Genomic DNA, 12074 nt, shown 5'->3' with positions numbered 1-12074 from the left:
AATACCTATTATGACGAATGTAATTAGCTACTACATTTGTAAATTGCTCGATAGGTATTTTAAATGGTGATGAGCATCGGGTTATCTCCGTTATCAGATAAGTAAAAAACCACCCAAGGACGTCGAAATACTTGGGTGGTTCTTTTAAGGTGTACACTAATGGAACTCCTTACTCTTTTAGCTACTTATAGTATACATTATTTTAGAATTTTGTCCATTATAATTAAAGAAACCACCTAGATATATCGCAGTCCCTAGGTGGTTTCTTTTGTGCACTCAGTGGAGCACTTACAATCTTTAGCTTCTTATAGTATACACCATAACAACTAAATATAGAACTCGATTTTGTCTTCTTTTGCCAATTGGAATTGTTCAAAGATGTGGTTTCGAATATTAACAAAGGATGCCGATGTGCGGTCGGTTCTATCGATGATATTTACAGGGATGACAGTTTGTACACGTCCCGGGTTTGCCGCTAGTACCACAACGCGGTCTGCTAGGACTACGGCTTCTTCAATATCGTGGGTAACAAATACAACAGTTTTGCCTTCTTCACGGCAGATGCGAGAGATTTCGTCTTGCAAGTTGATGCGTGTCAACGCATCAAGAGCGCCTAGTGGTTCATCCATAAAGATAATATCTGGATCCACCGCTAGTGCACGGGCAATGGATACACGTTGTTGCATGCCCCCAGATAGTTCTGCAGGATAGCGATTACGAGCATGATCAAGCCCTACCATTTTCACGTATTTATCGATGATAGCAGGACGCTCTTCTTTAGGCACCTTTTTACTTTCAAGACCTAGCTCAATATTGCTTTCCACCGTACGCCATGGCAACAAGCCATAATTTTGGAATACCGTTACATATCTGAGTTGAGGCGCTTTCACCTCTTCACCGTCGATAGTAATGGAACCAGATGTAACGAGCTCAAAGCCTGCTATAGCATTTAATAGCGTACTTTTACCGGAACCAGAAGGGCCTAGGAGGCAAATAAACTCACCCTTTTCAATATCTAGATTAATATCTTCAAGAATGGTGAGTGGTTCCCCATCTTTCATAAATTCCTTGTGTGCATTACGCACCGAAATGTAACCCATGAGGCCACCTCCTATTTCTCAATACCCCAACGTTTGTAAATCCATTTTTCGATGAAGGACACGCCCCAATCGAGTAAAAGCCCAACGAAACCGATGGTCAAAATGGCTACCATCAAGAGATCGTTACGCAAGTTATTTCTCATATCGATAATGAGGAAGCCAAGGCCTGTTTGGGAGCCTACCATTTCACCTGTTACAAGGAAGATCCACGCCGTACCGAGAGCGATGTGAAGACCCGATGCAATGCCTGGGAATACGGCAGGTAATACGATTTTAAATAACAGTTCTGGCTGTTTAATACCAAAGTTGCGCGCTACCTTGATGTACACAGGGTCAATATTTTGAATAGCAGACACGGTGGACAATAGCACCGGGAAGAATGCTGCGATAAAGATGATAACGATAGCTGGTGCTTGGCCGATACCGAAGAAGAGAACGATAAAGGGCAACCACGCCACAGGAGAAATTGGTCGAATGACTTGAACGATTGGATTGATGTAGTTCCAAATCCCCTTATACCACCCCAAGATAAGGCCGAAGAATACACCAGCCACAACAGAAATGATGTAACCAATGAAGAACCGTACTAAACTATCTGCAATATCCTTAAAGAGGACACCGTCTCCAATGAGTTCACCAAAGCCGACCAACACCTTATACGGCGTTGGCAATAGCGCTTCGTTAAAACCGCCGAGGCGAACGATTAACTCCCAAATTAGCCAAGCTGCGATAAATGAGCCCGGCACATATGTATATTTCTTCATGGTCCCCCTCCTATGGTAACAATGATGTATCTACAAACTCTGAATAGGTCGGCACTTTTTTGATTAAATCAATATGTGTCATATGATGCACAAGCGCATTATAACGGTCCTCTGTAAGGGCTAAATCTTTAAACCCAATCACTTGTAAGGAACGTTCAATAATAGGATCCTTAAACTTTAAATATTTTAAGGCAATTTCTTTTTGGGACTCTGGATGCTCATCTAGGTATTTACCTGCATCGAGATAGGCCTTGGTGAAAGCTTTTGCCAAGTCATGATGTTCATCGACGAATTGACCATTAAACACAAGGGCACAGCAAATATTATCATGCCAGAGATGGTCAGGATCTTCGAAGACCTTCCCAGTTCCCATTTCAAGGGCTAGAGAGCCAAATGGTTCGGCTACACTATACCCAGCAATTTGACCTACCGATAGAGCAGAAGGCATTTCTGGAGGGCTCATTTCTACGATTTGTACATCTTTTTCAGAAAGACCCGCTTCTTCAAGCATGCAATCCACGAGAACTTTTTGAGTAGATTGTTTATGAGGGATAGCAAAGGATTTGCCTTTTAAGTCTTGAACGGAGTTAATATCCTTATTGACGATAATAATATTACCCTCTGTATGACCAAGTGCAGCAGCACGGACATCAATGCCTTGTTCACGAGCCTTTACACCAAGTTCAACAAGAACAGCTGCGGCATCTACCTTACCAGTATTTAACGCATCCATAAGCTCTGGCCAAGATCCATATTTAACAAGCTCTACATGAACAGGACCATCTGCCGTTTCCAGCTCTTTTGTAGCGAATACTGGCAATGCATGAGTAATTGGTAAATAGGCTACGCGTACAGTCTTTAATTCTTGTGCCGTCTTTGGTTTATGGTGTTCATGATAACCATAGGCTATGCAGCCAATAACCAAGAGAACCACTCCGATGATTAGATACCAAGTCTTCTTCATAACTTCCCCTCTTTCTACCTCATAACAAGGGGCGTTTTTGACACATGTCATTTCTCGCACATTTCTAAAACCTAGATGAAATATGGTTTTAGAACACCTCGTTTTCAAACTTTATTTATACCCTACTATAACAATATGTATTAATTCTGTCAATAAAACACAGTAATATTGTAGGTATTATTATTTAGGTGCGAAAAGTATCAATATAGGCAGTCTACTACACATATAACAATAAGCATACTAGCTAATAGCTAGTAGCTACTAGCAAAACAAACAAAAGATACTCACGAAATACAAAACAGGTAGTATCCATCAGATACTACCTGTTTCTATATGCGCGTTATTCACACATTGTATTAAGTTATTTCATATATATTTAGTTATACTCTATATATTTACTGATATCGCATATGTATATATTTACTTGAAGAAAGACTTTTTATTTAATACATATACCTCGGATGTACCTGCTTCGCTAGATTCAGATACATTTGAATAAATAGAAGATTGACGGAAGTGCTTAATCTCTCCTTTTGGAACGATTAACATTACAGGTTTACCAGACGCGATAATCTTGTTGAACTCCTCTTCGTCAACTTGTTCCATAAGGTATTTCTTGGACCATTCAGCACTGCGTTTTTTCAATTTATCTCGATCATCCCAACGGCTTTCATCACCATTAATCTTAATAATCTTATGACCTGTATAGTATACAGCAGCTGTACTATACCCATTGTAGTAATAGATATCACCATCATAAGAGTCTACTACGGGCACTACATCGACATTACTACGCTGTTTAACAAATGGTTCTAAACCTTCCACAACAACGATGGAGGAAATAACCATAGTACCTAGGACAATAATACTAACAAGGCGATACCCTTTTTTCGTATACCATGCGTGGAATAAAAGGAGTACGGCTACAGCCACCACAACATAGAGCAAGAAATAGAAGCCCCACGGTGCGAAGAATGAGCCCGCAACGTAAGCGATCCATAAGAGTAATGTAGGCCCCATAATAACCCATTTTATAGCTCTCGATTTACCTTTACGTATAATCTTCATAACGCCCATAGCACCAATAGCACTAAATGGAACTAAGCTGACGAATGTATATAAAGGATATTTTGTAGCCATTAAGGTATAGAATAAAAGAATGCCTACGCCCCAAGTCATATTATAGATAAAACCGGTATGTCGTTGTTTAAAGCCATCGATAATACCATAAATAACGGCACCGGTCCACGGCAGAGAAGCACCTAGGAAGATGGCGATATAATACCACCACACATTATCTTCAGGGTGTTCAGATTGTGTGGCCCGTGTTACATTGTGTAGCCCTAAGAAGCCATTGATGAAATCCTGACCGTGAACGCTGTACATATACACATACCACGGTAAGCAGACTACACAAAAGGCAAGGATGCCACGCCAATCAAAGATGGCTTTCACCATCGACCAAGAGCGATTGATACCAGCAAAGACGAGCAAAATCATGCCCGGTAATACTAGGGCAACTGGCCCCTTCGTGAGCACCCCGAGGGCCGCAAAGATATAGGCCACAATCATAGCATGCGGTTTCTGTTCCACCATCCCCTTATAGGAATAGATCATAACCATGATTGTTGTATACAGCAGCACCATGTCCGTAATAACGCCATGGGCTACGGTCCAGAACATAAGGGATGTACCAAGTACAGCGGCCCCAATTAAGCCGAGGGCCCACTTGCCGCTCATAGTGCGCATCGATTGATACATTGTTGCCACTGACAAGGCCCCAAAGATAGCACTTGGTAAACGAACTACCCAATCGGCGATACCAAAGATTTTAAATCCAAGGGCGATGAGCCAGTAAATCATAATTGGTTTATCGTACCAATAGGTACCATAAATTTGAGGTGACAACCAATCCCCAGAGAGAACCATTTCTTTAGCCGTTAACGCATAGTTGGATTCAACAGGATCGGTAACAGGCAACATATTATTGCCAAACAAATAAAAAACGAGCCATACAATGAATACGACTGGTGTTAATCGTGAAAGTTTCATAAAGGGCCTCCTTATCGGCGATTGCGATAGTATTTAAAGCCCAACACAGCAGCTATAATAACGAATACAACAATCATAATAATCAAGAACTCATGATTGTATTGGATTAGATCCTTCCAATTTTCACCAAGCACTTTTCCTAAATAAACGAGAAGGATTGTCCAAGGAATCGTACCGAGTACTGTCCAAATGACAAAATGCCACATAGGATAACGAGCCATACCAGCCGGGAAGGAAATGAACGTACGAACACCTGGCAACAAACGGCCAAAGAATACCGCAGCCCCACCATATTTATTAAACATCTTTTCAGCGAGTTCAAATTTATGTTCATTAAAGAATATGTATTTACCGTATTTCAAAAGGAGTGGACGTCCACCGTACTCACCCATCCAGTAGGATAAAATAGAGCCCACAATCCCTGCTAAAATACCTACAACCATAGTCGTATGTAGATCAAATATACCTTGAGCGATTAGATATCCTGCAAAGCCAAGGACGATTTCACTAGGAATAGGAATGTTAGCATTTTCCAGAACCATTGCAATAAACATGGCTGCATAGCCATACGTTTCCATGAACGAAATAATATATTCCACTGTTTTACCCCTTTTAAATTCCCATATGGGTTCCATATGTACAAAATTTTGCACATAGCATTTTCATTGTTATCATACCTATTCGGTATACCTTATATTTTACCATAATAAAAAGGCCCTCACCACAGGTGAAAGCCTTTTTACTATTTAACTGTATACGATTATTGCAATTCAGTAGTTTGAGTTGTTACTTCACGAGCCGTAGTAAATGCAGCTAGTTCTGCATCACCAGAACCAAGGATTACTTTGTTAGCTACTAGCGCGTTAGCCGCTGTTTTAGCATCTTGTAAAGTAATTCCAGCACGAGGAGCACTAATTGTGACTGATGTGCTTTTACCACCGACCGTAGAAAATGTAAGATATACAACGCGTTTTTCCGCCATGTGGGCGCCTCCTTTCACGTTTCATAAACAAGTTCTCAAATCTAGATAGAACGAGGCAATCGTTGGAATTATATAGTTCCTCTAAGATCAAATATGTCTATCTACGATTCATATCAATAAGGATGGGAATGTGTGGACTTGCGATTTCTATACCCTGTTACGACTATTTATAGGTATATAAAATCAGCAATAAGGATGTGTTTGGATCACCTACAAAAGTAATTAATCATTGTGATTAATGTCCTAAGGATACTTCATTGACGCGGACCACGTCGGACAAGCTGTGGTCATACAAGGCTGCCAGCGCATTACCAACGGTTTTCACATTATCGTCGGACGCTTCTTCTGCAACACGAGTATAGGTTACGTCTTTGTACTTCGGCGCATCTTCGGTGCCGATGTTAAAGCGCAATACCAATTTTGTGCGTTTAATGTTAGCCATCGTATCACCTCCTTTCACCCTCTTATATTCCTGAGGGCCCCTCTCGACAACCCCCTCTAGAGTAATTACGGTAATCATTGTGAAAGTTTGGGAACTACGACTCTAACTCTGTACTTATAGCGGTAACTATATACTTCTTATAACAGCTATATAGATACAAAAGTAACAACATATATTTCATTAAGCTTACAGCAGTATTAAAGCAATAAGGTCCTTATAAATATAAAAAGACCTTTACTGTTCCTAGCTATATATAACTAGGAACAGTAAAGGTCTATAAACACTATAAAGGACCATTAGCAATAGTACCAGTATGTTAAAACACTTAAATTCAACACTATTCGGTTTTCAATGCCAACATAAAGTCATAGGCTTTAACGGCTGCTTCTGTATCCACAAAGTGTAATGGATTTAACATACGACAGAATTTAAAGAGACATTCGTGTTTACGTAAAACATCTTTCACATGTAATACAGTATCTCGAGCCGTACGAGCAGAGCTATAACCATTCATCATGGCATATAGGTAAGAAATCGGCAAATTATCTTCACGCAAGTAGCTGTGAACGAAGATCAGCAAATCCCAACCTTGCGCTGTTAATTCAGGCCAACGACGGCCATTTTCCCAATCTAACAAAGTAATCTTATCTGTATCAGGATCATAGGTAATATCTCTCATGGCAGGGCGCCCATGAGATAAACCATAGTCATGGAGTTGTCCCAATGTTTTACCAAAGATATAGAAGATATGAGTCACCATATCTTGTAAGCTATCATCATCAGGATGTTGAGCCGGCAATTCGCTATAATAGGTTAATGTTTTACCAGACCCTTCTGTAACGAAATAATGCTCTCTAAATCCAGCAATTACAGGCGCTACAGGTAGCTGTGTATTTATAAAGGATATTTTATAGAACTCATAATCAAAGGCAGCTCTAGGAGATGGTTTAATCCAACTAGAGCGGCGATTACTGATATCTTGCTTTACATAATAGGTTTTATCGTTAAACTCTACAGGAAAAACACGATGGTCTTTCTCTTGATCAATCATGCGATCGATATATTCTAATAACATATCATTCATTATGGCCTCCCCTTGTATAACACTCTACAACACTAATACTCCCATTTATACAGAATCTAAATTATTGAATACAAAACTCTCCATCTAGGCTAAGTAAGTGCACTCATTACACATAGCCTCATATTTGTTCATATCCATTCTTATTCAAATAGATTATATATCTCTATAATTAATTAAAAGTAACAACACATTAGTTGTTACTCATATAAGTGCATACAATTAATGTTTTTATTATACTACAATTATGACCTGATATCAAAAGAAAAACCCCCTAGCCTAAGCTAGGGGGTTCTTCTGGTAATTATGATAATAGGTTTAGATTTAAGACAGTACGAGGACCAACTGAGGTCATGTCTAAATCAAACGAATTAACCAACGAATTTAGTCACTGCTGCAGTATCAGTTAAGTGACGTTTAGGCATGCCCATTTCTTCAGGGGAGATGCCAAGAGCAAGACCCACTAATTGGGACATGTGCAAGATTGGCATATCTTTGCCACCGCCAACAACTTCTTTTGCTTCTTTTTGGAACATATCAAGTTGCATTTGGCAAAGTGGGCAAGGAGTTACTACGCAATCTGCGCCTTCTGTAGCTGCATCTTTGTTGATGGAGCCAGTCATTTGCATTACGGAATCATGTGCAGGGTATACAGCATGGAAACCGCAGCAATCAAGTTTACGGGAGAAGTCGATTGGTGTAGCACCGATAGCAGAGATCAAATCTGCTAAGGATGTAGGCATTTGATAATCTTCGAAGCCCAATTCAGTTTGAGGGCGAAGAATATGGCAACCATAGTATTCAGCTACACGTAAACCAGTTAAAGGTTTAACAACTTTAGCTTTCAATTTGTCCAAACCGTAATCGCGGATTAATACCCATAAGAAATGAGTAATATCAGTTGTACCGCGGTATTGTTTACCGATTTGAGCTAATTTTTTGTTAACTTCGTTCTTTTCTTTTTCGTTGTTATCAAGCTCGTTTTTAGCTTCACGAAGCATCAAAGTACAAGTGTTACATACAGTTAAAAGGTTCAAACCTTTTTCTTCTGCCAATGCAATGTTACGAGCATTTGTAGCAAGTGTAATTTCTGGAGCGATGTCTTGAACGTGGGACGCGCCGCAGCAAGTCCAACCGTCAAGTTCTTCCAACTCGATGCCTAATTTTTTAGCTACAGCAACTGTTGCTAAGTAGTCTTCTTTGGCAGCGCTTTCAAGAACGCAACCTGGGAAAAATGCGTATTTCATTATTTGCTTACCTCCTCAGCTGCTTTCATAAGTCTGCGAACACCATCAATACCATTTACAGGTTTTTGAGGTACTACAAGTTCGAATGGATTGATTTTGCTGTGTTTCCACAAACGTAAAGCATAGAATGCTTGTTTAGCGGAATCAACAACACCATCAGATTTCAAGCTCATAGAAACTTCTTTCAAGCGACCAGTTTTGTAGAGATCGTCTTTGAAAGCAACTGCATGGCGAACGCCTTTGCTGTTAGTAAGACCAGCTTTTGTAGCTTCTTTACGCAAGTTGGAAATATCTTGAGCAGGTTTTAAGTGTTTAGGGCAACGGGAGATACAGTTCATGCAGTGAACACATTTCCAAAGACCGTTGTCGAATGCAGGTTGAATGTGAGCCATAGGTGCATCATCACGGCTATCCAATACGAAACGGTTAGCTTTTGTGAATACATATGGTTCTAAGAAATCATCTTGACGTGCAGTCAATTTGTTACATTCAGATGCGCAGCAACCACAAAGGATACATTCTGTACCAGCAACGAATTTTTTGAAGTCAGCTGGAGTTTGGCGAACGATTTTGTCACCTTCGTTGAATTCTGCTTTAAGGAAGATCCAAGGAGCAACTGTTTTCAAACGATCAACTTTTGCTTCCCAGTCAACAACTAAGTCACGGATAACGCGGAAGTTGCCAATAGGTGCAATTGTCAATTCATCAGTACCATAACGTTCTGTTAATTCGTCGATTTTAGCTTCGCAACCAAGCATTGCTTCGCCATTTACACGAATGGAGCAAGCGCCGCAAACTGCGGAACGGCAAGCTGCCAAGAATGTTAAAGTTGGATCTTGAGTATCTTTAATTTTTTGAAGGCCCCAAAGAATTGTACGGTCAGCTTCATAGTCGAATTTGAAAGTCTGTACAAACGCGCGACCTTGTTGGTAACGGTGAATATGGTAGGTGATTTGTCTCATCTTAGTACTTCCTTTCTTGTGGTTCGTATTTAGTGAACACTACGTCGCGTTCAGTCAATTCGTACTCGCCGTTAGCACCCAATTTGATCAAAGAGTGTTTTAAGTATCTTTCATCATTACGTTTTGGATGGTCTTCACGGATATGAGCACCACGAGATTCACGACGGTGTAAAGCGCCCATAGCAATAGCTTTAGCTACTGTTAACATGGAACCGATTTCACAATAGTTAACGAATGCCATGTTGTAAGTACGTTCAGGGTCACCTACATAACAAGTTTTGTAATCTTCCATCAATTGATCGATTTCTTTTAATGCTTCAGTAATACCTTCTTCATTACGGAAGATACCTACTTTGTTCCACATTGCATCAGCTAATGCATCGCGGATTTCAACTACTGGACGGCCACCTTCACGAGTTGTTACTTCAGTGAATTTTTCTTCCCAGTGTTTAGCAGCTGCAGCTAATTCTGCATCTACGTTAACTTGTTCATGTGTTTCAGCATAGTCAGCTGCACCAGCACCGGATACTTTACCGAATACTACGCCGTCTGCCAAGGAGTTACCACCTAAACGGTTAGCACCATGGATGGAGATACAAGAAGCTTCGCCGGAGGAGAACAAACCAGGCAATTCACATGCACAAGTTTTGTAATCTACTACGTCGATACCGCCCATTGTATAGTGACATGTAGGACGAATAGGTACTGGTTGAGTCAATGGATCGCAATGTTCGAAGCACATAGCCAAGTCACGGATACCATGAAGTTTTTCGATGATAACTTCAGGTCCTAAGTGACGAAGGTCAGCTACTACGTATGCGTTAAGACCAGAACCGAAACCACGACCTGCAGCGATTTCATCTTCGATTGCTTTCGCTACAACGTCACGGGATGCTAATTCCATTTTGTTAGGCGCATATTTTTTCATGAAACGTTCGCCTTCAGCGTTAAGAAGGTAACCACCTTCACCACGAACCGCTTCGGACATCAAGATACCAGTACGACCAAGACCAGTTGGATGGAATTGAATCATTTCCATATCTTTCAATGCATTACCAGCGCGGAACGCTGCTGCCATACCATCGCCTGTGGAAAGGAATGGGTTAGTAGTACGAGTCCAGAAGATACGGCCTGCACCACCAGTAGACAAGATAATAGCTTTAGCTTTAATTTGTTCTACACGACCTTCTTTCATGTTCCAAACTACAGCGCCACCAACGTGACCTTCTGCAGATTTAACAAGATCTAAAAGGTACCATTCTTGTAAGAAGTGTACGCCTTCTTTCAAGCATTGTTCGTAAGTTGTGTGCAAAATAACGTGACCAGTTTTATCCGCAGAGTAGCAAGTACGTGGATAGGATTGACCACCGAAGTTACGTTGCGCAATTTTGTTTTCTTGAGTACGGGAGAATGGAGCACCCATGTGGTCCATTTCAAGTACGCCTTCTGGACAACGAGAGCAGAAGAATTCGATCGCATCTTGGTCGCCAAGATAGTCAGAACCTTTTACTGTATCGAAAGTATGAGTTTCGATTGTATCTTCAGCTGCAACGTTATTCAAACATGCATTTACACCGCCTTGCGCCATTGCTGTTGCAGAGCGAGTTGGGAAAATTTTAGTAATAAGAGCTACTTTTAAGCCTTTGCGACGACCAACTTCAAGAGCCGCGCGTTGACCAGCACCACCGCTACCTACTACTAGAACATCAAACTGTTCCATAATGACCTCCTCATAACTACCTATTAATAAGAAAACTTGTTAGACTATCTCATTTCAAAAACTTATAAAAATTTTTGATAACCTAATCATTTTTCTTTCAAGAAAAACCCCATACTTATGCGACTTTTCTTATAGCTTTACATATAATTATAGAGAGCATTTAGTGTGATGTCTAAACCCTATTATGCATAATTAATTTTGATTAATCTAATTGATAATTTATTTCACTTAGTATTTTCCTTGTTTATATATGACCATTTAAAATAGATTTATGAATATTTCATACAGGAAGTTAAGGATATTACGAAAGTAGTTCGGTTCCGAAATTTTTGTATATTTTTATTTCCGCTAGACCCTTAACAAGTCTTATTAATACTGACTTTACAAGATCACCAAACTGTTCATAATAATTAATATCCGTTAAATTCCTACTAAAACCACCTCGAATTTAATCATCGAAAATCATCAAATTTCTATAACTATTATTGGTATTTAACTCTCTGATAATTATTATCACAAGTTTTTTTAGTGATTTCTTTCACATACGCCGAAATCAGCAAAATCCCGTCCATCTATGCGCATACGGCAATCTTCGATATAGTTCATCTTCATTCATTAGCAGAATTCATTAAGTTTCAAGTTTTCTTCGTTTTTAAGCTCTCAAAACATGAAGAATAGGCTTATAAACTCGCATATACATTCATCTTTTGCTCATTCCTGTTGTATAAGGTATGATAATAGATAAATAAGTTATATAATA

At 39.9% G+C, this 12074-nt stretch carries 11 protein-coding genes; all 11 read right to left on the bottom strand.

Going from position 1 to position 12074, the window contains the following annotated elements; genetic code table 11:
* Window positions 1-326 precede the first annotated feature (326 nt).
* The 11 genes from QZ548_RS03850 to QZ548_RS03800 all read right to left on the bottom strand — a co-directional run bounded on the left by QZ548_RS03850 (window position 327) and on the right by QZ548_RS03800 (window position 11314).
* Window positions 327-1100, bottom strand: a complete 774-nt coding sequence (locus tag QZ548_RS03850) for an ABC transporter ATP-binding protein (RefSeq protein WP_295868443.1) — start codon at window positions 1098-1100, stop codon at window positions 327-329.
* Window positions 1101-1111: 11 nt separating this feature from the next.
* The gene (locus QZ548_RS03845; protein ID WP_105081744.1) at window positions 1112-1864 is read right to left on the bottom strand and encodes an ABC transporter permease; all 753 of its coding nucleotides are present in this window, start codon (window positions 1862-1864) and stop codon (window positions 1112-1114) included.
* Window positions 1865-1874: 10 nt separating this feature from the next.
* Window positions 1875-2828 (bottom strand): ABC transporter substrate-binding protein, encoded by a 954-nt coding sequence (locus tag QZ548_RS03840; RefSeq protein ID WP_295868440.1) that lies wholly within the window; start codon window positions 2826-2828, stop codon window positions 1875-1877.
* A gap of 420 nt (window positions 2829-3248) precedes the next feature.
* Complete coding sequence (locus QZ548_RS03835; RefSeq protein ID WP_295868437.1) at window positions 3249-4880, bottom strand: glycosyltransferase family 39 protein; 1632 nt, start codon at window positions 4878-4880, stop codon at window positions 3249-3251.
* 11 nt (window positions 4881-4891) lie between these two features.
* Window positions 4892-5479, bottom strand: coding sequence for a DedA family protein (locus QZ548_RS03830; RefSeq protein WP_295868435.1), 588 nt, complete (start codon window positions 5477-5479; stop codon window positions 4892-4894).
* A 161-nt stretch (window positions 5480-5640) separates the two neighbouring features.
* A complete protein-coding gene (locus QZ548_RS03825; protein ID WP_009352278.1) occupies window positions 5641-5862 on the bottom strand; it encodes a DUF2922 domain-containing protein in 222 nt (73 codons plus the stop codon).
* A 235-nt stretch (window positions 5863-6097) separates the two neighbouring features.
* Entirely contained in the window at window positions 6098-6304 is a 207-nt protein-coding gene (locus QZ548_RS03820) for a DUF1659 domain-containing protein (protein WP_009352393.1), read from the bottom strand.
* A 337-nt stretch (window positions 6305-6641) separates the two neighbouring features.
* The gene (locus tag QZ548_RS03815) at window positions 6642-7388 is read right to left on the bottom strand and encodes a hypothetical protein (RefSeq protein ID WP_227721527.1); all 747 of its coding nucleotides are present in this window, start codon (window positions 7386-7388) and stop codon (window positions 6642-6644) included.
* A gap of 368 nt (window positions 7389-7756) precedes the next feature.
* The gene (locus QZ548_RS03810; protein ID WP_005385098.1) at window positions 7757-8632 is read right to left on the bottom strand and encodes a CoB--CoM heterodisulfide reductase iron-sulfur subunit B family protein; all 876 of its coding nucleotides are present in this window, start codon (window positions 8630-8632) and stop codon (window positions 7757-7759) included.
* Window positions 8632-9594: a succinate dehydrogenase/fumarate reductase iron-sulfur subunit gene (locus tag QZ548_RS03805; RefSeq protein ID WP_005385096.1), complete on the bottom strand. Its 963-nt coding sequence runs from the start codon at window positions 9592-9594 to the stop codon at window positions 8632-8634. Before QZ548_RS03805 ends, QZ548_RS03810 begins: the two co-directional genes overlap by 1 nt.
* Before the next feature lies 1 nt (window position 9595).
* Complete coding sequence (locus QZ548_RS03800; RefSeq protein WP_119207237.1) at window positions 9596-11314, bottom strand: FAD-binding protein; 1719 nt, start codon at window positions 11312-11314, stop codon at window positions 9596-9598.
* Window positions 11315-12074: the final 760 nt, after the last annotated feature.

It is taken from the genome of uncultured Veillonella sp. (assembly GCF_915069625.1).
GTDB lineage: Bacteria > Bacillota > Negativicutes > Veillonellales > Veillonellaceae > Veillonella.
Note: the sequence above shows the minus strand (reverse complement) of the source record. Positions and strands in the feature narration are given on the sequence as shown.